Here is a 26974-nt window from a genome sequence, read left to right as displayed (position 1 = left end):
GACTGTTTACATGCTGGTCAGGAGATGATATTTCCGTTGTCGTCGATGCGTTTGCCTGCAAACCTCACCAGTACCGTGATGGACACAAGGCCTGCGAGCAGAGAGATCCAGGGAGAAATCCCGAGCCCCGCAGGGATAAAGCCAAAGACGATTGCAAGAGTCCCGGCTATTGCCACGTAGGGGAGCTGAGTATTTACGTGGTCAATGTGGTCAGAGCCGGATGCCATTGAGGACAGGATGGTGGTGTCCGAAATAGGAGAGCAGTGGTCCCCCAGCACCGCGCCTGTCAGGACGGCCCCTATGGTTGTGATCATGAGGGGGGTTACAGCATCCGTTGCCCCGGAAATCGAAGCTGCGATCGGGACTACGATGGGCATGACGATGGAGTTCGTCCCCCAGGAGGTTCCTGTCGCAAAGGCTATGAACAGGGCGATGACGAAGGTCAGGGTGGGAAGAACAGTGCCTGAGAGTACTCCTTCTGTAACCATGACCAGCCACTCTGCCAGCTGCATCTCGGAAATAACGGATTTGAGGGCAAAGGCCAGGGCAAGGATAATCACCGCAATGATCATGGACCTGAGCCCGTCAACCCAGGCTCTGACTCCTTCGTCCAGGTAAAACCGCTTCTTTGCCAGGCCTATCGAGAGGGCGACTATGGAACTGAGAAAAGCAGCCCAGGTAAGGGCAACTGAAGCATCCGCATTTCCGAAAGCGTCCCTTATGCTCATCCCGGGTTCGTATCCGTTGTACCAGAGCCCTGCGGTTGCAACGATCACGAAGCTAAGAATCGGAATTGCTGCATCCCAGATCGAAGCCTCCAGCCCGTCGGGAGGAAGCAGATTCTGGTCTTCTACAAAGAGGGGGGTAGAACCTTCGGCATAGACCTGTCCGGTTTTGTGTGAACGGATTTCGGCTTCCAGCATTTTGCTAAAGTCCCTTTTCTGGGTAATAAGGGTGAACATAAGGAGAATGGTGAAAATTGAGTAGAAGCGGAAAGGCAGGGACTGGAAAAAGACAATTATCGGGTTTGCCTCTATATTGATGGAACTGAGGGCACCTCCTATAAGGCCTATTTCCATTGCAATCCAGGTAGAAACCGGAGCCATGGAAGAAACCGCAGCAGCAGTTGTGTCCACGATATATGCAAGCTTTTCCCGAGAGATCTTCTGTGCATCCGTGATGGGCCTCATGGCATTGCCTACTATCATGGAATTGGCGTAGTCGTCAAAGAAAATTGCAATTCCCATGAATGCGGCTGCAAGCTGCGTGGACCTGTTGTCCTTTGCTTTTTTCACCAGAGAGGTAGCAATAGCTTTTGTGCCTCCCATCTTGGATATGACTCCTATCATCCCGCCTATGGCAAGACAGAAAACAAGAAGTCCGGCATTCCAGACGTCGGCAATGGCACTTCCCACAATGTAAGTGGAAAAAGTCTCCAGCAACCCTATGAGGGGGTTATACCCGTTGATGATGGTTGCACCGATCCAGATACCCAATACCAGGGCAACAATGACCTGGCGCTTCCAGATTGAAAGTACAATAGCAACAAGTGGAGGCAGCAGGGCAAGAGCCCCATAAGTTGTTTGTGCGTCCATTGATAACTCCTTTTTTATGTTTTTTATAATAAACTCTTTAACTTTTTAAGTAAATCATGACAAGTTATCAAAAATTAAATAATAAAAAATATTTTTTATAATGTATTTTTATTTAAATCAGCAAAAGTGAATATTCTATGCAGAGTTTATACTTTAGATTTATGATATGTTTTTATTATTTTATAGACAGAATATTTCTTTTTTTGAGAATCAATGGTTCTATGGTTACCTTTGATACAATATACGCTATCAAAATACTTCTATGGATATTCTCGATCATTATTAAAATTCTTATACAAATTCCTGCTTTTTTACCCCGGATTTTTTACAGGAAATGCAAAATTTGAAAATAGTACCTGAAAAATTGATTATGAAATTTTAATAGGCAAATATGAAAGGCTTGAAGACTGATATGAGCTGTTCATAATCAGCTTGAAGGGCTTAAAAGCTGATATGAGCTGTTTATAATCAGCTATGAAAGACTTTCAGGCAAGTATGAAAGGCTTATATATCGTAAGCAGAGGTATGCTGATATGAGTTTTCGAGACAGGGTGACCCTGCGAGATGCAATGAGAGGAATAGTTGAAGCCCCCCTGCTTCCCCTGGTCCCAAAACGCTTTGATTATGTAGGGGACATTGCAGTAATTTCCATTCCAGAGGAACTTGAGGCTTACAGGGACTCTATTGTTTCAAAGATCCTTTCGATGCGAGGCAATACCCGGGCTGTCCTTAATAAGGTCAGCAAGCTTGAAGGCGAACACAGGGTAGCCCGATTTGAACTTCTCTCCGGAAAATCCGCAGAAACCCTTCACAGGGAAAACGGCTACACATACAGAATGGATGTAAGAAAGGTCTTTTTCAATCCCAGGCTCTACTGGGAAAGGGCACGCGTAGCCTCAAAAGTTCTTCCCGGCGAGTCCGTTCTGATCCCTTTTGCAGGCGTGGGCCCCTTTGTGCTCCCATCTGCAGGAAAAGGGGCAGTGGTCTGTGCAATCGAAATAAATCCCGATGCCTGTGCCTGCCTGAAAGAAAATGTCCGGCTGAACAGGCTTGAAGGGCGGGTGACCGTAATCCGGGGAGATGCCGATTTCATTCTTAGCCACCCGGATTCTTTAAAAAATGAAGGATTTGAGGTTCCGGAAAACGGTTTCGACAGAGCAATTGTGCCAACCCCTTACGACATGGACCATTTCCTCGGGGTGGTATCAGGACATGTTAGAAAAGGAGGACGCATCCATTTCTACACTTTCAAAACGGATTTGCAGATCCCGGGTTTGATTGAAGAGTACGAAAAAATGGGTTTAGAGGTTGAATTTTACAGGCGTTGCGGAAACGTTGCTCCGGGTGTCAGCAGGTGGGTTTTTGACCTGCTTAAAAAATAGCTGCGTAAGAATGTAGCCTGCCGTTATGATAGGAAAAGTGATCCCCTTAATCCGGAAAACTGTTTTTTAGTTCCATTTTTCTGGGGTATCTCTGCCAGTTTGTCTGGCAGCCCTGTAAAAAAGCAGAAAAGGAAAGAGAAGCAGAATATCGTTTTCCCGGGTCGCTTTTACATGTCAGTTCCTTACAGGTGTCACCAGTCGTTTATATCTAAGACTTTTATCTAATCTTCATTTCTTCTCCGTCTTTTTCAGGACTACCGCTCTCCCGCGCCGAGCGGGACAAAAATGACTCGTATAGCTGAATACGGTTGTACGGGTCACAGTTTTAATCAATTTTCTTGAACTCAGCTCACTGATAGTTTTCTCAAAATTCAACCTTTAAACCGGACTTTTCAGTCCTCAAGCCCGAGGTGCTTCATGATATGGTGGTAGTGTTCAGGAGAAAACCTGGAGTGAAAGGCTCGGGTGACAACTTCGCTGAGGGACGGGTGGATATCCATACTGCGGAGAATTGGCTTTTCACTTCTTGAGGACGCGTACATGAGAGGAATTATCTGGTGGATCAGGATCGAGGCATGGGGTCCAATGATATGGGCACCCAGGATTTTCTCTTCCAGGTTGTCCAGGATCACTTTTACGAAGTAATCCCTGGCTTCCATAGCAGATCCCTTTGCCGTATCCTCAAAGAGTTTAAAGCCGATAACCACCCTGTTTTCCCCGTACTCCTCAAGAGCTTCCTTTTCTGACATCCCGACTCCTGCAATTTCAGGATGGGAGAAAACGGCGTGTGGTACGGCATGGTAGTCTGCCTTTACTTTTTCCTTCATTATCGCGTTGAGGTAAACTATCCCGGACTCATAGTTTGCTACATGCTTGAGCAAGTATTTTCCGTTTGCGTCCCCGAAAGCCCAGATATTAGGCTGGGAGGTTTCAAGATACCTGTCAACTAAAATCCAGCCCTGGCGGTCGGTCTTGATTCCTGCCTTTTCGGGGTGGAGAATATCAGTATTCGGAGTTCGACCTGTTGCAACCAGGATTTCGTCTGCGGTAATTTTTGTCTCTTCTCCTGAGTTCCTGTCCTTTGCAATAACGGTTTTCTGCCCGTTATTTTCTTTTCTGACCTCTATGGCTTCGTGGTTTGTAATGATTCTCATGTATTCAAGCATCTTTATCCTGGCAAGTTCGGAGATTTCGGGTTCTTCCTGAGGGAGAAAATGTGAGTTTCTCCCTATGACCGTGACTTCAGCTCCCATGGCTGAAAAAAAGTGCCCGTACTCGGCTCCTATGTAACTCCCCCCAAGAATGGCAAGGCTTTTCGGACATTCCTCAAGGTCAAGTACAGTGTCGCTTGTAAGGTAGCCGGTTTCTTCAAGCCCTTTAACAGGCGGGATTGCAGGTCTTGAGCCCGTGCACAGAAAGATCATCTCGGAGTGAAGGGTTTCTTCTCCAACCCTGAGGGTATAAGGGGATATGAATTCGGCAACTTCGGGATAATAGTCAAGGTAGGGGTTTTCGGTCAATCCGTCCCTGATCATATCGATGTCTTTCCCTATTTTTCTGCGCATTCGTTCCATTATCATGCGGAAATCAATATCTTTTATCTCAAGTTTAATGCCGAAAAGTGGAGCTGTCTCAAGTTCCCTGACAAGCTCCGCAGGATAAAGCAGGAGCTTTGAAGGAATACACCCTCTGGTCAAGCAGATCCCCCCGGGTTCGTCTTTATCTATAACGGCTATTTTCATCTCCGGTTTCGAATCGATGATCGAGTTCACATAGTTCATCCCGGAACCCGTGCCTATCACAATAAGGTCATAATTTTTCATTCTTTTCCCCTCACAGTAAACATGAAATAAGATTTCAGCCAGTTACTGGATTTGTTAACTGCAATAATTATCTGTCTGTTTGCTAATTACCCTTATCCTTAAATAAATGATCTTACAGCAGAAGAAGACTGAAAATAGAACAAGGATAGCAAAAAAAGATCGTAAAAATAGATCGTAAAAACAGATCGTAAAAACAGATCGTAAAAACAGATCGTAAAAACAGATCGTAAAAACAGATCGTAAAAACAGATCGTAAAAATAGATCGTAAAAATAAATCAAAAGTGGTCCGAAACCTATTCAAAAAATATCAGAAAGAAAATCTCCCGGATTACAGGTGAGCGGAACTTTCTGAGATAAAAAATTAGTATCAGGTGTCTATGGAGTGAAGTGGCGGACAAAAAAGTTCCTTCGTTCTTTGAATAACCGCCAGAGCTGGCGTGAAAATCTCTCTGAGCGCAAGTAATAAAACACATAAATATTTTCTAATCTTGTTTCATTTTTAAGCGATTTTCTGAAGGAAAAACAACTATCTATTTATAAAGAAAAGCCTATTCTATTTAGCTTCTCAGGAAGAATAAAAAACAAAAGATGTTTTAGAATGAACAGAGCTGCCCCCCCTCTAGAAAATGGGAGTTCTTATCATGGAATTCCCGTGATGCATGTCTTATATTTCCTGCTTATTCTGATAGCTCCTTTTGCAGGGGTAGATCTCCTCTTCCTTCTTTCTTTTGTCCTTTTCCTGGGACTGAGGTTTTCCGGAAAGTTTCTGCCCTGCAGAAGGGATGCAACCAGCCTTTCTTTTTCCCTTACGTTGATGCTGCTTGTTTCTGCAGTTTCCCAGGATTTTACGTACACATACCCGTTTTATATAGTCCTCGCCGCCTTTGCCATTGCAGCAGTCGGGAATCACATCTCTTTTTTTACCGAAAGAGGTTTCATGGCTGATATCGAGTCCGGAAAGAACAGGATAAAGCAGAGAAGGTTCTCATTACTCTGGAGTTCCATTTTTCTCTCTCTCAGGATTATTGCGGCTTTTCTTGCAGCAAGCTGGGTCGTCTACTGGCAGGGACTTCCGGTCCTGTATAGTTTTATCTTTTTCATATCCGTGATCGGAGCAGTTACAGGCTCTCTTTTTGAGTCCATTCCTTCCAGGATAGACAGTAATATCCCGGTACCTCTGGGGGCAGGGATGACGATGTGGATTTTTGAGGAATTCAGGTACTGGGTGCCTCCTGAGAAGATGCTTGTAGCTCTTGCTTTCTCCCTTTTCCTCGGGGCTATGGCTTACAGGGCGAAAATTGCCGACGTTTCCGCCCTCCTCAGCGCTGCCCTTCTCGGAGTCCTGATAATCGTTTTTAGCGGGCTTCCGTGGTTTTTGCTCCTGCTCACCTTTTTCATCCTGGGCGGTGGGTTTACCAGGTACAAGTACGCATACAAGGAATCAATCGGCATTGCTCAGGCAAAAGACGGGATCAGAAGTTATGAAAATGTATTCTCAAACAGTACCGCGGCTCTTGCCCTTGCAGTAGCATACGGAGTCTTCCCGGAACATAGCCTCCCGATAATATATGCCTACATGGGTACTGTTGCAACCGCGACAGGCGACACTCTGGCAAGTGAGATCGGGACCACGGCAAAAGGAAGACCCCGAATGATCACAACTCTCAAACTTTCGGAACCCGGAGCTGACGGAGCTGTTTCCTCACTCGGCGAACTTGCCGCGATTTTCGGTTCTGCAATCATAGGCGTGCTTGGTTATGTTCTCGGGATATCTGACAACCTTTTGCTTTCGGTCCTTATTACAACCGCAGGAGGCTTTTTCGGAACAAATGTGGACAGCCTGCTCGGGGCTACCCTTCAGAAAAGAGGTCTGCTCTCAAACAGCGGGGTAAACTTTGCTGCAACCTTTGCAGGCGCAGGGATTTCAGCCGGTATATATCTTCTGGTATCCGGTTTTTAAGACAGAACTATCTTCGATGTCAATATGCAAATCTCACTGAAATCTGGCTTTTTTGTTGAGTTTGAATCTTTTGTTGTCCATGAAATCTTCGATTTACTGCAATCCTGAGGCAAAATTCGGGCAAGGCGCAATCGGGCGCCGGAAACTTGCCGCACCCGGTGACCCAACAAAAATGATTTGGATAGTTCAAAGTGTCATGCTACTAATATGCCTCATGCTGCTGGTTTCCGGTTAAACTGCGCAAGCCCTGTACTTTCAAAGATTACGATAGCTTCTTTTATGCCTGTTCCCTGGGACATATGAATAAGTGATAATATTGCTTTTTTTGATAATATGAGGTATTTAAAGAGCTATATATATATTTAACACGTTATTTGCACTTATATACATGATAAAAAGTTTAGAAAAAATTATTTTCTCCGATAACTTCTTTTAAGGTCTTTTTGCTCAGAAACAAACTTGTGGTCCTTGGAGGAAAATTCCTTAACTGCTGGTTGATGGAGAATATTCGGAAGAAATGATAGCAAGGATGGATTATTGATCCGGTTTGAAAAAAACAAACACTCCCCCTGTATTATGGAGAAAATGAAGAAAGATGTTTATACCTGAGATTTTCAGTAAGCCACTCCCAAAATTTGAGGTTTAAGGAACTTTGCAGGGATTAAATCTCCTATTAAGGAATATAAATCGATTTAAAAACTTAAAAACTTTTATTTTTTTAATTAAATACTTTAAAACTCTTATTTCATTAATTAAACCATTTTTAACTGGGATTTATTATAAGTATGTTTATATTTAATTGACCCAATTTTAAAATTGTCAAGCCGCGAGTAGTCGGTGAGACAAAGAATAAAAGTTAGTTTCAGCAACCGCTGGTAAGACGAAAAACAAAATCGATGAAATCGATGCTTTCAACTCTGGATCAACTCTGGATCAACTCTGGATCCTCTGGATCAACTCTGGAAGTTATCGGTATTTTTAGTATTAAAAAGAGAGGAGTCAGATAAATTAAATTAAATAAAATAAATATTGGGAGTGGATTGAATGTTGAAAATGAAAAAGATACTGGGGATTTTGCTGGCAGTTTGTTTCGTACTGTCAGTGACAATTGCATCGGCAAGCGCAGCACCTCCAAAAAGTGAGAAGCAATGGGGCAGTGAGAAATACAGATTTGACAACGAGAAGAGAAAATTTGACGGCGAGAAGAGTAAGTGGGACAATGAGAAGAGAAGATGGGACAATGAAAAGAGAGGATGGGATGGTAGGAAATATGGCAACAATTACAACAGATGGAACCAAAATTACAACAGATGGTTCCAGCTTTATATGAAATGGTACCTGAAATATAATTTCTGGCACAAAAACTACAATAACTGGTACTCCGGCTATTATAGATATCATCGCTGAGGTAGAATGTAGAGGGTTACGCATACCTTGCGTCAGAGGATGAAGCGGGATGAAGTGAACCCTCACCGACTTTTCTTTTTGTTCCTTTTTTGTTCCTTAGTTCTGTCTGTTCCTTAGTTCTGTCTATTCCTCAGTTCTGTCTATTCCTCAGTTCTGTCTATTCCTTAGTTTTGTCTATTCCTCAGTTTTGTCTATTCCTCAGTTTTGTCTATTCCATAGGAGCTATTGGAAGTGTGACTGCTTACGTAACCAGGCATTATACGAAGGGATGAAGAATTACAGAGGAAACCGAAAGCGAGTTTCAATTCGTGAGTATTAGCACGTGAGTGTTAACGTTCCTCATCTACTAAAACCACAATATTCTCACGTCCGTTCCTGAGCTTCTGAATCATGCCCCTTTTTTCCAGTTCTGAAAGCATGAGGCTGACTTTTACTTCGGAATATTCCAGCCTGCTGCGCAGATCTTTCTGGGTAATCCTCCCTTTGTGGCCTCGGATTATGTCAAGGACTTCACGCAGTTCTGTAGAAAGGGGAATTGTCTTTAGAGCAGCAGTTTCAATATCGGGATTACCTGCAGGTTCTATTATTGGCTCTGGTACGGAAACCGTTTCCCTGGGGTTTTCGGGTCTCAATCCCGAACTGGTGCTTTTACCGAAGAGTTTTAACCGAATCCCGGGTATACCGAACTTTCCTTCCTGAAATCCATTTTTATTCGTGTTTTTATGTTTGCTGGAAAATTTGTAGCCTCCGCCGAGCAGTAGAAGGAGCGCAAAGGCTACTGACAGGTAGCTTATTAGCAGATGACTTATAATTGAAGGGGAGGTTTGTTCTGGGGGGTCCGGGCTTTCCGGATTCTTTATTTTAGCTGAAATCGGTTCCGTTACAGGATATTCGGAGACGGGATAAAGCAAGAGATCGAACACGTAATTCCCCTCACTTTCTATCCTGAAAGTTGCTTCTTTTGAATAGACGATGGTATTGTTTTGGTAATATCTGGCTGTGATAGTATAATCTCCTGGCACCAGTTCAAAGGAATACATACCGTCTTTTGCTACCATGGATTGGGGGGGAGTGGAATTTATGCCAACCACAGTATCTTTCAGGGGCTCAAGAGTATCCCGGGCATAGGCGACCCCGTGTACTGTTGCAGTGACATTTTTGTCTTCTAAGAAAGGTACCCCTAAAGTAAGTGAGGCAGATGCCAGTAAAGTGATTAAAGCGGCAGTGCAAATAATGTAGAACCTCAGATTCATTTCCACCAGTTAATCCATTATTGCAGGTTTGAGCACGGGAATTAGCTGCTAAAATCGGGAGCAAAAAATCTCTCCAAATTTGAATATGGGAGATATTTTTTCTCTAATATGGGAGATATATTCGTGTTTCAGGTTTGGTCAGTAACTCGCTCCCATAATCCAGTTTGGACTCCTTTATTTCCGTAATCCAGTTTGGACTCCTTTATTTCCGTAATCCAGTTTGGACTCCTTTATTTCCGTAATCCAGTTTGGATTCCGTTGCCCCCCATAGTACGATTTGAATTTTCTTATTTACGAGCAGGTCTCAAAATCGCCCCTGAGAAATTCAAATAATACAAAATTTTGAAGTCTGCTCATTGAGATCTTTTTTGATGCATATCGATCCTTTCATTTTATTTTACAGCCTCTCCCAATCCCCATTTGATTATATCGTTATATTATTGAGTCTATAGAAATCCATTCCTGTCCTGAATATTAATTATTATATAATCCCTTCTGGAATCACAAGCAAAAGCGATTATTCAAACTATATGACCTGACTGATTCGGTACCAATCCAGGAGTTGACTTTATGAGCGAACTTCATTAATCTGCGCATCAACTAACATTTTTACTTTATGAAATAAAATCTAATTGATCAGGGTAACTGATCACAATTAAGTAAGGATATATGGTAGATAAATATTTCATTTATTATTAATTCAGATTTAAATAAGTAGATGATATAAAAATCGAGCTATTATACATATGAAGTATTAAAGTATTTAAGTCATTGAAATAAATACGCAAAAAAAGCCGGCAAAACCCTGTGTGAAAAAGATGGAAAATAGAAATTTGATGCGTGGAGGGGAAATCTAAACCCCAGGCTTCGGTCATTTGATTTCAGAGCACAGGTAATTTGACCCGGGGTTATAGTAGCATCCGATCCATTAAGATCCGGAAAAGGATTCTCAAACAGGAATTCAAAAATAGAAATTTTTGCAGAAAATCCTCTGTTCCGGGCGTCGTCTCGGGATTTAAAATCCTCTAATTTTAATTTTCAAGGGCTATTTCTTATTTCAAGCATTCGTACCTGCTTTTACTGTAACCATCTATATATCCGTCTTTATAGCCTTTGTTGTAGCTTTCTGTGTAATCCTTGGTCCAGCTGGGTTTGTTGAAAGGAGTGGGTATTTTATTGAGAATCTCTTTGCTGCCATATTTCCCGCAGTCTTTCTGACCCTGTTTTTTGCCTTCTTTGTCGCCTTTTTTGTAGCCAGCTTTGTAACCTTCTTCGCTCTTGCCGTACTTACTATTGTCGGCTGCGCTTGCCGATGCAGCTGTCACTGACAATACAAAACAAAGTATCAGCAAAACAGCAAGAGTCTTTTTTGTTCTATCAAATTTGTTACGTTCCATAAATTATACCCCGATTGTGTTCAATTGCATGAAAACGATTCATACACCGGCGAAAAGACCTTTTTCTGAAGTCCATGATTCCCGAAATCCGGGACCCTGGATTTACAGGCAAGAATTCAACCTTTGAAACTGCTCCCCCAGGCTTCTTCCCCAACCTCTCCTTCGATCTCTCCATGTTCACACACATAGAGATGAAATCTCTGAAATGTTGATCAGGTACCCTGTTGACTTGGTACCGCAATGCTTCTACAACATTGACTGCCAACAATATTGACTGAAACGGAGCTCGATCACACCGATGATTCCTGTATGGATCTATTTCCCCTCGACTTTTCAGCCCCGGAAAACTTCATTTTAGTTTTCTTGCCGGTTATCGTTCTGTTGGTAGTTTTAACATTAACCGATTTAAATATAAATATACTTACTGAAAAAGAAGTAGATAAGATTTAATTAAAAAATAAGTATTTCTAAACTTTTAATTCAAAATATAACCGCAAATAATCTATTTAATGCTTATCAAGCCCTTTAAAAATCGTATTTACCGTTAATTGCCCTTAATAATAGCTTTTTGCATTGTTATGAGGGCTGAAAATAACTTTCCGGTTGAAAGTAACTGAACCAGATAGGTAAAGCCGCCCTAAATGCGGTTTTCCAAACTCTTTGTAGCGACAATGTTAACTATCCGGTTGAAATATATCTGTCAATACTTAATCTATTAATACTTATATCGATTAATCCTTTATACTGTTATTGAGTATGTGTATTTTTCACAATTAAGCTGTTGATGATATTGGCCTATAAAATATTGCATTAACGAGATTTAAATATATAGCAAAAAGTTGTCGAGGGAAAACTCCCGGATTTCATTAAGGATATTAAGGGTATTACAGCGGTTCAGGCATGAAAGGATGCGACTACATGGTTCCAGGCAAAACCGAGAGCAAAGAGAAAACACAGGCGTCAAAAGAAGGACAGGCATCGGAAGAGGAAAAGCCTCCGAAAGAAGAACAAACAACAGAAGAAACCTCTACTAGTGAACCTCCCGCTTCGGATACGGATTCGGCTAGATTCACAAAAGAAGCTTTTCCCGTTGTGGGTATTGGCGCGTCGGCTGGGGGGCTGGCTGCGTTCGAAGCTTTCTTTTCGTCCATGCCCGATAGTCCCGGGCCAGGTATGGCCTTTGTCCTGGTACAGCACCTTGACCCGAAACATAAGAGCATCCTCACTACCCTGATAGGGCGCTACACAAACATGCCGGTTTATGAGGTTGAGGACGGGATGGGCGTCAGGCCTAACTGTGTCTATGTTATCCCGCCTAACAGAGACATGGTTTATCGTGGGAGCGAACTGCATTTGCTGGAACCGGCCGAGCCGCACGGCCATCGTACGCCGATTGATTTCTTCTTCCGCTCCCTTGCCGAGGAAAAGAAAGAGCAGGCCATCGGAGTCGTGCTTTCAGGCACAGGCAGCGACGGCACACTGGGAGTACGGGCAATCAAGGCTGAAGGCGGGATGGGGATGGCACAATCTCCCGAATCCAGCGAGTACGACAGCATGCCGCGCAGCGTCATCGATACCGGTCTGGCAGACTATGTCCTGTCGCCGGAAGAAATGCCTGCCCAGCTAATTGCCTATGTTACTCAAGCCTTCGGGGAAATAACCCAACCGGTCTCCAGAGCTGAAGACGCGATGAAAAAAATATTCAACATGGTGTTCTCCCATACCAGTCACGATTTTTCCCATTACAAGAAGGGCACCATCGTCCGACGCGTCGAGCGGCGCATGGCAGTCCACAATATCAAGAAAATAGATGAATATGTGGATTATTTAGAGCAAAAACCTGCTGAGGTAGAAGCGCTCTTTCGCGACTTCCTGATCAGCGTCACCAATTTTTTCCGTAATCCCAAGGCATTTGATGCGTTTGAGAAAAAAATCATACCCAATCTCTTTGTCGGCAAGTACGCAGGCGAATCGATACGTATCTGGGTGCCTGGCTGTTCCACAGGCGAGGAAGCTTATTCGATCGGCATCCTGCTCCAGGAACATATGGAGGAACTGAAGCAAACCTTCAATGTACAAATTTTTGCAACAGACATCGACAGCCGGGCAATCGAAGAGGCCCGCATCGGCACCTATCCTCCCAGCATCTCGGTCGATGTCTCGGAGGAAAGGCTGGAGCGCTTCTTTACCCAGAGCCCGGAAGGCAACTACCGCATCCGGAAAAACATCCGTGACATGGTAATCTTCTCAGAGCACGACCTTGTCAAAGACCCGCCGTTCTCCAAACTCGACCTGCTCAGCTGCCGCAACGTGCTGATTTATATGGACGGGGAACTGCAGAAGAGACTCATCCCTCTCTTCTACTACGCATTGAGCCCCGGCAAATTTCTCTTCCTTGGCTCCTCCGAGACCGTGAACGGGTTCACGAACCTTTTTGACGCGCTGGACCGCAAAGCGAAGCTCTACCAGAGTAAACCGAATGTTGGAAATGAACAACTCCGTTCCATAGTGACTTTAATCCCACCGAGAATTGAACCCCGAGTGACTCAAAAAATTCTCGAAGAGACCACTGCCGGAGGGAGGCCTAAGTTTCGTGAACTGACCGAGCGTATCCTGCTTCAACATTATGCCCCTGTAAGTGCGCTCGTAAACGAAAAAGGCGATATCCTTTATATACACGGTCGTACAGGCATGTACCTGGAACCTGCTCCGGGCGAAGCTGGTATGAACATTCTGAAGATGGCACGCGAGGGCCTGGCCAACAGGCTGGCTACAGCTCTGCACAGAGCAGCAATCGATAAAAGATCATTATTTTACTCCGGGCTGAGGGTCAAAACCAACGGTGACTTCACTACCGTCAATCTTTCTTTGTTACCTGTGATTACAGGTCCTGATGCAGAAGGGCCGGACCTGTTCCTGATCACTTTCGAAGAACCTTCGAAAGCCGAACAGAATATACTCGGAAGGGTGGTTTCCGAGGATTTAAAGAAAGAAATTTCCGAGAGCAAAGGGGAAGTTGATGAGCGCGTTTCGGCGCTGATGAAGGAACTGCAGACCAAGGAAGAAGACCTCAGGGCTGCCAATGAAGAGCTGGAGACCTCCAATGAAGAACTCAAATCCTCAAACGAAGAAATGCAGTCAATAAACGAGGAACTACAATCCGCCAATGAGGAGCTGGAGAGCTCAAAGGAGGAACTGCAGTCGGTAAACGAGGAACTGGCCACGGTCAATGCCGAACTGCAGAACAGGGTTGCTGACCTGTCTCAGGCCAATAACGATATGAACAACCTGCTGGCAGGCACTGACATCGGCACCATCTTCGTAGACTACCATATGCGAATTATGCGCTTCACTCCTGCGGTCACACGGGTGATCAAACTGATCCCGACCGATGTGGGGAGGCCTGTCGGGGACATTGTCTCAAACATGCTGGGATATGACCGCCTGACAGAAGATGTGAGGGAGGTACTTGACAACCTGATTCCTAAAGAAATTGAAGTCCAGACCCGGGACGGCACGTGGTACCTGATGCGCATCCGGCCCTACCGCACCCTTGAAAATGTCATTAAAGGAGCGGTGATAACCTTTATCGAGATTACCGAATTGAAGCAGACGAGGGAACTGCTGAAGGAGTCCGATTCCATGGTTCACCGCGTGGCTGTAGTTGTGCGCGACTCGAAAGACGCTATAACGGTACAGGATACGGAGGGCCACATCCTGGCCTGGAACCCAAGGGCTGAGAAGATGTACGGCTGGAGTGAAGATGAGGCCCTGAAGATGAATGTTAGTAGCATGGTTCCTGAGAACCTGAAAGAAGAAGAGCTGGAAACGGTGAAGAAGCTTAGCCGGGATGAAGTTCTGGAACCTTACCGCACCCAGCGGCTTAGTAAGGACGGCAGGGTAGTGGACATATGGCTGACCGTCTCCCCACTGGTGAACGAAGCCGGGGAGGTGTATGCTGTTTCAACTACAGAGCGGGAAATCAAATCAACAAGCAAACCGAAGGCAAAAAACGACTAAAAAGAGGCATGCTCAGATAGCTGGCTAACTTTCGGAAAAAAAGGTTGAGGGATTGGCGGATAAAAAACTTCCGGGTGACGGAAAAACCGGAATCGTTTTCGTGTTGAAGACAACGTGCGTTTACTCCACAGGCCGGGCGCATCGGAGAGGGCTGAAGATGCAAAAGCTATGCTTGCGGGGTACAGACACGAGGAAAATTCCCAAAATCCCCACCTGATTACATAGTTCAGGGTCTGTGGAAATTCTCTAAATAAGGAATTACAATTAATTTTAGCTGAATGGCCTGATGTCTTTTTATTGATTTTATTTTCGGCTTCTTGAAGTTGATTTTGATAAATTTGTGCGAAGCCAAAATATAAACGCTTTCAATTTTTTGTAAAGTATTTATAAGAATTCTTACTGGACCCTTAAATCCAGGATTTTGAATAAAATTATCTTGCATTGCCTTTCAAGAAAAAACTCAGCGTTGAATTTTCTGAATGCCTCTGGGAACTATAAAATACATAATTAATATTAAATTGTTGTTTGGTTTTAAAACATTTTATGCAGAACTAACTTTTGCTAAGAAACAATTTTTCTGATAATTAATTTAAAATAACAACGAGACGTTGTATATTATAACGGGAGCAGATATAGGTCGAAAAATGTGAGGAATAACCGGTAAGGTATGTCAGAAAAGAATCGTCCGGAAGACATTTGTTCTGCTCCGAATAGATATTTTGGGGAAATATCTTCGGAGCTACTATATCGGGGTCTACAGTAAAAGGAACATAAAAAATCAAAGGAACATAAAAAATCTTCCGGGCTTTCCTCCAATTTTTACCTGATGTTTTTTATTCCAGGGGTTCTTGATCATGTTTTTCCTGATTTTTTTGTTGCAAAAACACCCGCTGTTCATTAATTAATGGAACTTATATTTCTTCCGCTGCCTCGAAAGTAATTCCGAATTCTGTCCCATGATCTCGTTTAAGCTCGATTTCTCCCTCCAACTGGTCGACAAGGATGTTTACTAACTGCAGTCCGAGCGACTCAACACTTTCCAATTCAATGTTTTCAGGCATTCCTTTTCCATTATCCGAAATTACGAGGCTGAAAAGGGACCTGTTCATTTCATCATTCTTTTCTCCCCTGCAAAGGCGGATTCGAATTTCTCCGTCCTGCTTATCGGTAAATGCATATTTGAGGGAATTGGAGACGAGTTCGTTAACAATTATTCCTAGCGGGACGGCAGTATCCATATTAAAGAAGGCATTTTCTTCCAGCTCCATACACAGGCGGACGTTTTTACTCCTAAGGCTGTAGGTTCGGAAGAGGTTTTCAGTTAATTTTCGAATGTATTCGGGGAAATTCAGCGTATCGGCCCCTCCTCCTTTATAGAGTTCTTCGTGGATAAGAGACATTGAGACTACCCGGTCCTGACTTTCTCTGAAAGCTTCAAGTACCTCTTTATCCCGGAACTTTTCTGCCTGGAGGTCCAGCAGGGAGGAGATAACCTGCAAATTGTTCTTGATCCTGTGGTGGATTTCCTTTTTGCGGGCAATTTCGATATTTGTAACGAACTTTTCTGCCTCTTTTTTCTCGGTAACATCATAAATCGTACTCTGGTAAAATCCCGGCTTTTCATCATTTCCCTGAGTTTTCTGGTAAATTTCATTAACCCATCTGATCCTTCCGTCCCTGTGTTTTATACGATATTCGAGTTCTCCATAATCGGCAGACGGAGAGTTTTTTATCTTTTCCTCTTCTTTGAGAACGAGAGGCAGGTCATCCGGATAAATCAGGTTTTCCCATTTAATCCGGGATTTAAACTCCTCTGTTTTATATCCTGTGAGCTCTTCAACAGCACCGTGCAGAAATACGGGAACAAAGTTTTCGTCCGCCTGGTAAATAATGCCGTGGAAATTCTGTATGAAAGAGCGGTATTTTTTCTCACTCTCTTCAACTTTTCTAATCGCAAGTATCCGATCCGTAATATTTTTAATTACTCCGATGGCTCTGTATATCTCCCCTTTGCTATCTGTCAGCCAGATCCCACGACCTTCGGCATAAATGTAGTTTCCATCTCTTTTTCTGAGCCCGAATTCTACCTGAAATTTTTGTTCTGCCTGATTGTTTTTATTTTCTTCAAAAGACTTTCTGAGCGCGTTAAGCAGTCCGCTCCTGTCTTCAGGATGCACATATTCTATCAGGACTGATTTATCCGAATTCTCCAGCTCTTCCGGATCGTACCCTGTTACTTCCCGGATGGCTCCTGCCAGCCTCAGTTCAAATGTTTTGAGATTAAAATCGAATACAATCTGCCCTGTCCTTTCGGTTGCTATACGATATCTTTCTTCGCTTTTCTGAAGCTGAGTTTTTGCAAGCCTGGCACCTGTAATGTCTTTCATTACTCCGATAGCCTCGTAAGGATGACCTTCAGGGTTCGTAAGGCAGACCCCTCTGTTTTCTATGTAAATGCAGGTCCCGTCTTTTCTTCTAAACATTAATTCTTCTTTAAATTTGTTTCCAGTCCTTCTCATACTCCGGGAATTTTCGTCCTCACAATTTGTATTTAAGGGTTTGATATTCTCAATCCAGACATCCTTGCCAAGTTTCTGAAATTCTTCAAAACCATATCCTGTGACTTCTTCTATGGCACCCGTCCAGGTGCACTTATCCGTTCTCATATCATAGTCGTATATCACCTGCCCTGTCTGTTCCGTGACAATCCTGTATCTTTCTTCGCTTTTCTGGAGTTCTTCTTCGGCTTTTTTATTTCTGGTTATATCCCTGGCGATAACCAGGGTTGCGATCAGTTTTTCGGAGGCATCAAAAATCGGAGAAATCGCCATTGAGACATTTATGATCTTACCGTCCTTTCTTACCCGTAAAGTCTCATAATGGTGAATTTTATCTTCCTGTCTAATCAATTCGTTCAATTCTTTTGTTTCTTCGACCAGCATGGGTGGCTCAAGGACGGATATGGGCTTTCCCAGAATTTCTTTAGCCGAATAGCCATAAATTTGCTCTGCGCCTCTGTTCCAGCTGGTTATAATGCCGTTAAGGGACTCGGTTATAATGGCATCGTCTGAAGATTCCACAATATTAGCGAGTGTCTGAATTTTATCTTCTGCCCTCTTCATACGCCTGGAATTTTCTATCTGTTCCCATTTTCCTTTCCTTTTGATCAAAGCAAACTGGTGGTTGCTGACCACATCAACGATCTCGGTTGCGTTGTACCTGTCAAGAGAATAGGTGCAGAGAGATATAATCCGGGAGTTACCGATAACCCTATCCAGTTCTTCTTCATAATCAGCAAAACTATTCCAATCTTTTTTTTCCAGCCAGAAAGTATTCCCTGCCAACCTCAAACCGTCATAACCATTGGCCAGGGCTTTATCGAGTTTTTCGATCCACCCGTTCAATACTCTTTCCGAATCGAAAGAATCCCCTTGTACATACCAGTGAGTGTAGGGAATAATCTCGATCTGCCCTTTCTCAAGGTAAATATCAAGGTCGGGAACAGCTCTTCGAAGGGCTTCTTTTGTCTCTTTTTCTTCCGAGGGTTGAGATATTATCCAGATGCAAAATTCGTTATTTTTCAGTCCTGCCTTAAAGTAAGGAACCAGTAAGTCCATCAAATCTTTTTTTGTCTGGTAGAACTGGCAGAAGTGTGTTCCCCAGGGCACATCTCCAATATTATCAATGCCAGAATTTCGCAGTTTTTCTTCCATTCCGTCTCTCCCCAATTACCAAAAAAATTAAAAAGTATTTGTTTGAGGCATGTAATTCCTCTTGAGTGATATACTTATTATATCCAGAAACTTTCTGAAATCTCTTTCGCATTGATAGTATATTCCATAATTTCGTGTTCAAGGGAAAACAGAGGATCAATTTGCCTGATAATTTTTCAACACTAATATTTAAGAAGACATATATAATATTTATGTGATTTTTTACCTCGAAACCAAGCACCAGGCCTTTCCGTTTTCTCCAGTATTTTCAGTTTTTCCAGCATTTCCAGTATTTTCAGCTGTTCTTCAGACTTTCCAGTATATCAGTTTTCCAGCATTTTCAGCTGTTTTCAAAGCTACAGGTTTTTTGGTCGGCCCTTCAAACTACTTTTCATATGAAGGAAGCCTGAAAGCCTCAATGTCCCAGTTTGCTCTTTTTGCCCCTGCCTGATATACGCTTTCGAGGAAATCAAGCACCGCTTTTTCCGACGAATCTGCTTTTCGGACATCTTCATACATGAGAAACGCCTCTCCGGCTTCAGGGCTCCAGAAAGCCTCTTTCGGGCTCAGCGGCTCGTCCATGAAACCCGCCGGCTGCGGGTGCATATAAGCGTAAAAAGCCGGTCCCCGAACATTCTGGTCCCCTGCCCAGAACCCGAAACTGATAATTTCGTGCGATGAGGCTTCACGCTCTACGGTATTTGCCCCTTCCCTGACAGGAGCAGGTCTGCCTGAAAACCGCGTCAGAGCAAGGTCAGTGTGGTGCCAGAAAAAATGCACGGGAGAACTTTTTCCTATAAACCAGCCCCGAAAAACCTGGAAGATCGAATTGACCTGTACAAGGATTCTCCAGAACCTGTTCACATATGCTTCATCATAAGCCGAATGCTGATAATCCGATGCAAACGGCTCGGTCGTCCAGGGGAGATCATAAGGAAGAGGCTGGATCCCTTCTACAACCCCGAGTTCATTCAGACTTGAAAAAACTTTTTCATAAAATCCGGCAACAGAAAGTCCCTTCAAAGGCACGGTTCTTGAGTCCCCAGCACCTGTCTCGATCTTTAAAGCGTGCCCTTCATCCCGTAAATTAAACTCCATTTCAAAAATCATGCCCTCGTAAGGAATTGGCCCTGTTGTAAGCCCGCGAACCGAGATATAAAAAGGCACATGCCACCAGTGGTTCATTTTCGGATACAGCGCAAGCCTGACCTTTCCCACGACCTGCAGAAACAGGTGCAGCGTATTCTTCGTATCTTCCCATTCTTCAATCGGCAAAGGCGGAAACTGTTCGTCCCGTATACTGCTGTTTACCATGATTATCCCCCTCAAGAAAATTCCCCAAATTCATTCCGGTAAGGTTTACCGATAACCCTGTTAGAGTCAGATGGTTTATTTGTGTAACAGGTCAATTTATAAGATTAAAACATTTCCCGCCCGGATAAAAAAATTAAGATATTGGTTTTAAAACAGGATCTTTGAAGCTTAATGCTCACGTTTGGCTTTCAGGCACTTTTGTGTGTCCCACGTATTTTATCACCGACCCGTCCGGATGCTTTACTGTCATATTCCTGCCGGTCGGAACCTTATTTGGCTTCCGGATAATTCCTGCTCCTTTTTCTTCCGGATAAGCCCTGAAATCATCGAGAGAATCAACAGGAAATGTAGCTTGCGTGTTTCGAAATGGTTTCAGAGCTTCATCCAAACCGAAAATTGGCAGAATTTCTCTTATCTGCACCAGTTCCGTGCCGATTTGCGGGATTTCAAAACGCATGGCTGCGGATATTCCTGAAGTTCTTCGTAGAATTCTTCGTAAAAGTGGACGAAAATTTTAAGACCTGAAAACAGTATTTAATTATTTATATTCTTCTTTTTAAATAACGGATAAAAGGAAAAAAATAATGAAAAACAGGAAAAAATCGTCTTCGGTAGTCTTAGCTTTAACAGTTCTGGTTTTCTTTTTAATCCTTGTATTATCTGCATCACTGGTGAGTAAAGGCTCAAAAGACCTGAATACTCCAAACACTGAAATCAAAGTGGAACCTTTTTATGGTGCAGAGTACTCGGACATTGAAATCCCGTCTGAACTTACTTCGAGCTCGACATATTCTGTAAATCTCACCGTAAAAAATACGGGTACTGAGACCTGGGTCAAAGATGGCGGAGAGCCGGTTCGTATATCTTATCACTGGAAATACGCAAATGAAACCGTGATTTATGACGGGCTCAGGACATTTCTTCCGTATAATGTAAGTTCTGGTGATACGGTAAACTCCAGAGTCATGATAAAAACCCCTGACCAGGAAGGAAACTATACGCTTGTCATAGACCTGGTTAAGGAAGGAGTGACCTGGTTTGAGCTGCAGGGTGCCAAACCCTTTGAAAAAGAAATTGAAATCTCAAAAAGAATTCCGGAACAACAGGGAAAACTCGAGTACCGGACAGATTATCCGGAAATCAATAAACTACAAGCTCTCATCTTAAATACGACAAATTCTTCTGCAACTGTTTTTGTAGATGACGGAAACCAGGTTTTCGGGTTTTATGCGGGTTCGGGTTATCCGCAAATCTGGGTTCGGGACAGTGCAACTGTTATCCAAACAGGAAGATATCTCTTCCCGGAGACGTTCTTCAGTTCCTGGATAGAAGCATTTTGTGAAAACCAGCTGGAAAACGGTTCGATTCCTGATTATATTTCCCCATACGGCAGTGATAAGAACACGGTTGAAACCGATCAGGAAGCAAGTCTTGTCCACTCTGCATATTTATACTATAAAATGACCGGAAACACTTCCTGGCTTGAAAAACCGATACAGGGAAAAAGAATTATTGACAGGCTGGATGGTTCTCTGGTGTGGGTCCTGACTAACCGATATGATAGTAGCTACGGGCTGATAACCGGAGCTTACACCGCAGACTGGGGAGATGTCCAGTTTGAAGACACTCCCGGAACCCACGTTTCAGAAAAAACACACTGGACCTGTGATATTTATGATAATTCGTTCTTTTTTCAGGCATGTAACGAACTTTCCCTGATGTATTCGGACCTTGAAGAAAATGAGAGAGCAATATTCTGGGCTGATACTGCAGTTTCGGTTAAAGAAAACACAAATAAACATCTCTGGCAGCAGGAGAAAGGATACTACAGGATGCATGTCCGGGTCTCACCGGTTAATCAGGGTTTTAATGAGGACGAGATGTTCCCGATGGGCGGAAACGTGATTGCTATACAAGCTGGCCTTGCAAACCACACTCAGGCGGAGCAAATCTTTGAAACTGCCCAGGAAAGAAAAGAGCAGGTCAATGCCAGCACGATTGGCTCTGTGCTTATCCCTGCTTATCCGGCAGGCTTCTTTGCAAATCCCGTTATGGATGAGGAATACGAGTATCAAAATGGCGGGCAGTGGGATTGGTTTGCGGGAAGATTGGTTCTTGAAGAATTTACTAATGGTCGGCACGAAGATGCAGTTGCTCACTTACGAGAAATTGCAAATCAGGATAATAATCTCGGAGGTCTTTACGAATGGTATACCCTGAACGGTACAGGCAGAGGCAGTCCATTGTATTTGGGAAGTGCAGGTGTGCTAGGGCAGTGTGTGATCGAAGGGTACTTCGGTATCGATCTATCGGCCAGGAGTCTGGTAATTACGCCAGGGCTCGGGACAGATAACGGCTCCATATCTCTGTACGAACCCGCATCAGATACCTGGCTCTCATACAATTATACTGCGTATCAGAACAATACGATACTATTCGATTATGAGACTAATTACCCAGGAGAAATAAGATTTAACTTCCCGGTTCCCGAAAACAAAAGAGCTTATATGGACGCGGATATTCCTCTCAAAACTACTTATTATGAAAACGAAAAAAGAAAATACCTTACATTCAGCAGCGAAAGCAACAGATCAGTTTACAAAATTGTTTACTCTTGAGTTATAAATATAAGATGCCTGAGTATGGGAAGCTGGTTTAATTAGAAATGAGGTTTTTCCTCATTTTCTTTTTTGTTAAATATTTGTAATTATTCGGCTATCCCGGATGAGTTAAGAATCAATATTTATTAGAATAGTTGTTTTAAAAATCAATATTTATTAGAATAGTTGTTTTTGAGGAAAATGAAGTTATAAATATTGAAAATCTCACGGACTGAATATTGAAGAAAAGACTGCAAATTTCGGTTTTACCCGGAATTCCTCCGGACAAAAGTATTCTTAAATTGTGGAAACCAGGGACTTGAGCCGGCTAATTACCAGATTCTTGTATTCGACTAACCTGTAAGTCCAGTAATATTCCCGGATTTCCCTGTCTTTTATTCTTTCTTCGTTTTTAATAAAAGGCCTTATGTATCCCAGTAAAAAAGCTATTCCGGTATAGTGCGGTTTCTTGAGGGTATAATCAAACACGTTCAGTAAGATCAGGATTGGATTTTTATTTAAATAGTAAGCCATGTATCCGTTGTATTTGTACCCCTTCCACAAACCTTCCGCACTGCCTGTTAATCTTTTTTCTACCATCCGGATTTCGTTAAACCTGTAAATTTGCCAGCCCCTCATTATGGCCTTTATATTTGAGATCGAGTCGGCGGAGGGTTCCAGTAAAAAGCCCCCCGTATCAAAAAAGCATTCTTTTGACCAGACCCTGCCTGTGCCTGAAGGGAAATTTTCAGTCTGGCCGGAAAGCTTTAACTTTCCGTCAATTTCATGGTACAGGCCCCCACTTGCAATACCTAGCTTATTATTGAGCTCAAATTTATTCAATATATTTTCAAAGTACTCTTTTTCCAGTACCGTGTCCGCGTCCATCGAAGCAATGAAATTATAAGATATTTTATATCTGTCGCAATATTTTAATATGAAATCAAATCCTGATTTATAGACATAAGATACATGAAAAATTATGTCCCTTGGCTGGGGAGGCAAACGAATGGTTTTGATCCAGGCATGTCTGGACACAAAATGGTGTATTATTTTTGGAGAATTATCAGTACTCCCGTCATCAACAATCAACCAGAGTACAGGTCTTACAGTCTGAGAGATTACGGACTCGATTACCTCAGGAAGGTTCTTTTCCTCGTCTTTAACAGGCGTAATCAAAACATACACAAATAATTCACTCTCCCCCAATAAGTAAAGAAATTTTTGAGGATATATAGTTACCGAATTAAGCAGCTTTCCGGGTCTCCAACTAATTTTTTTTGAGAGGAAATATTTTTTGTCCGTAATTAAAGAAGGGTTTCAGGAGAAGCAGCAATAAAGTTATATTCTTTTGTCGCATTGTCAGTATGGATATTTTTATGCAGACGGTCAAATACCTTGCAAGAAATAGCGGGTTTTTATTTCTTAATGGCATAACAACGAATATCCTCAGTTTCCTCGCAATGTTATATATTGCCCGGTACCTGGGCCCGGAAGACTACGGAATATATTGTTTTGCTTTTGCTTTTATCTATTTTTTCAGTTTTGTTCCTGACATGGGAGTCCACCAAATTCTTGTAAGAGAGGCTGCAAAAGACCCCGAAAAAGCAGGGAAACTGATCGGCAACGGGACGATAATGAAATTCTTCCTTGCGTTAGTTGCCCTGCTCCTGGCTTTTATTCTGATAAATCTCATAAATTTTCCTCCCTCCACAAAAAATGCCCTGTATATAGCGTCCCTCGGGCTGCTTATAAGCGGCACCGGAGCTTACGGAATTATATACGAAGCAAAATTGAGAATGGAATACTCCCTGTTCTTTAACCTTGTCAGCAGGATCTTTCTCCTTGCATTTATTTTTCTGGCTGCTTCCAACCATTCGGAACTAAATGTTTTTGTACTCGCCTCGGTTTCAGCCACCCTCATACACAACTTGTTGATGATCCTCTTCTCAAAAAAATTAGTTAAAGTATCCTTCGATGTTGATCTCTCGTTGATAAAGCAACTATTAAAGGAAGCAATCCCGATAGCAATTGCCTCAGTCTTTACGGTTGTATATTTCAAGGTTGATGTCCTTATGCTCTCCTTTTTACGGGGAGATGTCGAAGTCGGATTTTATTCCGCAGCCTACCGCCTCACAGATGCGCTTGTCTTTCTTCCGGCAGCGTTTACAACCTCCACGTTCCCTTTAATGTCAAAATATTTTAAGGATTCTTTTGATTCATTCAGTTTTACATATGCCAGGACTTTCAAGTACCTTTTTGCCGCAGGGCTGCTGATTGCAGTCCTGGTAACCTTTGCTGCGGAGAAAATCATTCTGACCTTTTACGGCCTCGAATATCAGAACTCAGTAATTGCGCTGCAAATCCTTATCTGGGCAACAGCCATCACGTTCATAAGCGTCCTTATCAGTTCCACATGCGTTTCGAGCGGGAACCAGCAGATAATCTCAAAAACATCCATTTTAGCCGCGTTCCTGAACGTAATCCTGAACCTGATCCTGATCCCTTCGGCCGGCTACGTGGGAGCTGCTGTCGCTACCGTGCTTTCAGTATCAGGGTCCATGATTTTCGGGCTTTTCTGGATTCACGAAAACCTTTTACACGAAAATCCGCTCAAGGGAGCCCTGTCTCCCCTTATAGGCGCAGGCGTGATTTCTCTGCTCATTTTCCTTTTCAGGGCATATACGGATATCTTCGTCCTCAGTGCTGCCTCAGTCCCGGTTTTCGCTGCAGTCCTTTATATTACAGGCTGGATAGACTCCGATGACAAAAATATTCTTTTAAAACTTATTTCCCGCAACACATCCTGATACAAATAACGCCAAAATAAATATTACTAACTTATCTTATTATCTGACTTCAGGTTCCTATCTGACTTCAGGTTCCTATCCGGAATCAGATTCCTATCTGCCTCGGGTTTCCAGACTAAAGACCATAAGAAAGGTTAGAAAAATGTTAATCCTCGACCACCCCTATGTCTCTGAACTTTTGAAAGACACTGCTGCAACAATGCAGATTCCTGTTTTAAATAATGAAATGGCAGCCGAAATAAGTGCCGAAAAGGGAATGAGGCTTCTTGAGGAAGCCGAATTTATCGAATTAATGAAAGAAAAGGGTGAATATTCCCTTTACTCCAATTCCGAAAATTCCCTTGGCTGGATTTCGGAAAATTTAGGTTTTACAGGCTTGCCTGAGAAAATAGAGCTTTTCAAGAACAAAATCAAATTCAGAAAACTGCTGGAAAGAATCTACCCTGACTTCTATTTCCGAGGAGTTGAGTTCGAAAAACTAGGCGAAATCCGGGTTGAGGAGATAAAAAAACCCTTTATCATAAAACCTGCTGTCGGCTTTTTCAGCCTTGGCGTGTACAAGGTTTCAACTGATGAGGAATGGCCATCAGTCATCAGGCGTATAAAAGCCGAAGCAGAGGAAATTAAGGAACGCTATCCGGTTCAGGTGCTTGATGTCGGGAACTTCATTATCGAGGAAAATATCGAAGGCGAAGAATTTGCAGTTGACGCTTACTTCAACAGCGCGGGAAAGCCTGTGGTCCTTGACATTCTAAAGCATATTTTTTCTTCTGAAAACGATGTCAGTGACCGGGTTTACTTTACTTCAAAAACCGTTATGGAAACTTACAGGGAAACCGTAGAAGACCTTTTGAAAGAAATAGGAAGGCTTGCCGGGCTTAAGAATTTCCCCCTCCATATCGAGCTGCGGATAGGGGAAGACAGGAGAATCCAGCTGATAGAACTGAACCCCATGCGTTTTGCCGGCTGGTGCACAACGGATATCGCACATTTCGCCTACGGAATTAATACTTTCAGGTATTTCCAGGAACAGCTTGAACCGGACTGGGATAAGATCCTTGCGAGCAGGGAAGGAAAGAACTTTTGCCTCGTGGTATTGAATAAGCCTGCTGAGATAGATTCAAAAGCGGTACGAACTTTTGACTACGAAAAACTGCTTTCAGACTTTGAAAAACCCCTGGAACTCAGAAAATCAGACCCTGAGAAATACGGTTTCTTCGGGTACATGTTCACGGAAACCGGAGACAGCAACTGGGAAGAAATTGAAAGAATCCTGAAATCGGATTTGAAGGAGTACATCACTTTCAGGTGACTTTTCTCCCAGGTGACTTTTCTCCCGGGTGATCTGCTCCTCCACTTATAGCTCTGGAATTCCGAACCAGGTACTTATAGAGCTAGAGCTCTGTACCGGATCATCTGAGCCTCAAACAGTAGCTTCGGATAATAGCATGTTCAGATAAATGAGGAGAAACTCAGATAAGTTCTCAAACAAAATATTACCTTTTTTAATCCTATTTCTTGGAAATTACGGTTGATTCAAAAAGTTATTTGATTCTAAAAGAGACATCAAAAGCGAGAATCTGCACAAAACACTGCTTTTACCGAACGCTTCACTTCAGGCCTTCACATCTTTCAATCAAGCAACTTTTTAATACTGTCTGAAGTGAAGTTGCATTATATCAATGAAAACTTATATAAA

General features: G+C 43.0%; 15 protein-coding genes. 7 read left to right on the top strand and 8 right to left on the bottom strand.

The annotated features are described in order from the left end of the window. Positions 1-17 precede the first annotated feature (17 nt). The gene (locus ACSAZL_RS10980) at positions 18-1595 is read right to left on the bottom strand and encodes a Na+/H+ antiporter NhaC family protein (protein ID WP_440948701.1); all 1578 of its coding nucleotides are present in this window, start codon (positions 1593-1595) and stop codon (positions 18-20) included. Positions 1596-2128: 533 nt separating this feature from the next. Here ACSAZL_RS10980 and ACSAZL_RS10975 point away from each other — a divergent pair. Next, positions 2129-2977: a class I SAM-dependent methyltransferase gene (locus tag ACSAZL_RS10975; protein WP_440948700.1), complete on the top strand. Its 849-nt coding sequence runs from the start codon at positions 2129-2131 to the stop codon at positions 2975-2977. 392 nt (positions 2978-3369) lie between these two features. On the opposite strand, the gene ACSAZL_RS10970 is transcribed toward ACSAZL_RS10975, so the two are convergent. Then, entirely contained in the window at positions 3370-4800 is a 1431-nt protein-coding gene (locus ACSAZL_RS10970) for a dihydrolipoyl dehydrogenase (protein WP_440948699.1), read from the bottom strand. A 599-nt stretch (positions 4801-5399) separates the two neighbouring features. Here ACSAZL_RS10970 and ACSAZL_RS10965 point away from each other — a divergent pair. Both ACSAZL_RS10965 and ACSAZL_RS10960 read left to right on the top strand, forming a co-directional pair. After that, positions 5400-6761, top strand: coding sequence for a TIGR00297 family protein (locus ACSAZL_RS10965; RefSeq protein ID WP_440948698.1), 1362 nt, complete (start codon positions 5400-5402; stop codon positions 6759-6761). Positions 6762-7805: 1044 nt separating this feature from the next. Continuing rightward, positions 7806-8168 carry a hypothetical protein gene (locus ACSAZL_RS10960; protein WP_440948697.1) on the top strand — a complete coding sequence of 121 codons (363 nt, stop codon included), beginning with the start codon at positions 7806-7808 and terminating at the stop codon, positions 8166-8168. A 329-nt stretch (positions 8169-8497) separates the two neighbouring features. Here ACSAZL_RS10960 and ACSAZL_RS10955 read toward each other — a convergent pair whose 3' ends face one another. Both ACSAZL_RS10955 and ACSAZL_RS10950 read right to left on the bottom strand, forming a co-directional pair. After that, the gene (locus ACSAZL_RS10955; protein WP_440948835.1) at positions 8498-9421 is read right to left on the bottom strand and encodes a helix-turn-helix transcriptional regulator; all 924 of its coding nucleotides are present in this window, start codon (positions 9419-9421) and stop codon (positions 8498-8500) included. Between the two features lie 1052 nt (positions 9422-10473). Further along, the gene (locus ACSAZL_RS10950; protein WP_440948696.1) at positions 10474-10818 is read right to left on the bottom strand and encodes a hypothetical protein; all 345 of its coding nucleotides are present in this window, start codon (positions 10816-10818) and stop codon (positions 10474-10476) included. Between the two features lie 900 nt (positions 10819-11718). Here ACSAZL_RS10950 and ACSAZL_RS10945 point away from each other — a divergent pair. Beyond that, the gene (locus tag ACSAZL_RS10945; protein WP_440948695.1) at positions 11719-14838 is read left to right on the top strand and encodes a chemotaxis protein CheB; all 3120 of its coding nucleotides are present in this window, start codon (positions 11719-11721) and stop codon (positions 14836-14838) included. A 911-nt stretch (positions 14839-15749) separates the two neighbouring features. Here the strand turns inward: ACSAZL_RS10945 and ACSAZL_RS10940 are convergent. The 3 genes from ACSAZL_RS10940 to ACSAZL_RS10930 all read right to left on the bottom strand — a co-directional run bounded on the left by ACSAZL_RS10940 (position 15750) and on the right by ACSAZL_RS10930 (position 20322). Beyond that, a complete protein-coding gene (locus ACSAZL_RS10940; RefSeq protein ID WP_440948694.1) occupies positions 15750-18551 on the bottom strand; it encodes a PAS domain S-box protein in 2802 nt (933 codons plus the stop codon). 384 nt (positions 18552-18935) lie between these two features. Beyond that, positions 18936-19865 (bottom strand): DUF5996 family protein, encoded by a 930-nt coding sequence (locus ACSAZL_RS10935; RefSeq protein WP_440948693.1) that lies wholly within the window; start codon positions 19863-19865, stop codon positions 18936-18938. Between the two features lie 175 nt (positions 19866-20040). Next, entirely contained in the window at positions 20041-20322 is a 282-nt protein-coding gene (locus ACSAZL_RS10930; RefSeq protein WP_440948692.1) for a VOC family protein, read from the bottom strand. Between the two features lie 127 nt (positions 20323-20449). Here ACSAZL_RS10930 and ACSAZL_RS10925 point away from each other — a divergent pair, with 127 nt between their 5' ends. Then, positions 20450-22483, top strand: a complete 2034-nt coding sequence (locus ACSAZL_RS10925) for an alpha-L-rhamnosidase-related protein (RefSeq protein WP_440948691.1) — start codon at positions 20450-20452, stop codon at positions 22481-22483. A gap of 279 nt (positions 22484-22762) precedes the next feature. Here the strand turns inward: ACSAZL_RS10925 and ACSAZL_RS10920 are convergent, their stop codons facing one another. Next, positions 22763-23653 carry a glycosyltransferase family 2 protein gene (locus ACSAZL_RS10920; protein ID WP_440948690.1) on the bottom strand — a complete coding sequence of 297 codons (891 nt, stop codon included), beginning with the start codon at positions 23651-23653 and terminating at the stop codon, positions 22763-22765. Between the two features lie 179 nt (positions 23654-23832). Between ACSAZL_RS10920 and ACSAZL_RS10915 the strand changes: the two genes are divergently transcribed. Next, complete coding sequence (locus tag ACSAZL_RS10915) at positions 23833-25275, top strand: flippase (protein ID WP_440948689.1); 1443 nt, start codon at positions 23833-23835, stop codon at positions 25273-25275. Between the two features lie 142 nt (positions 25276-25417). After that, a complete protein-coding gene (locus ACSAZL_RS10910; protein ID WP_440948688.1) occupies positions 25418-26587 on the top strand; it encodes an ATP-grasp domain-containing protein in 1170 nt (389 codons plus the stop codon). The last annotated feature ends 387 nt before the right edge of the window (positions 26588-26974 follow it).

It is taken from the genome of Methanosarcina mangrovi (assembly GCF_052057765.1).
GTDB lineage: Archaea > Halobacteriota > Methanosarcinia > Methanosarcinales > Methanosarcinaceae > Methanosarcina.
The sequence above is the reverse complement of the archived record's forward strand: the minus strand, read 5'-3'. Positions and strand labels throughout refer to the sequence as shown.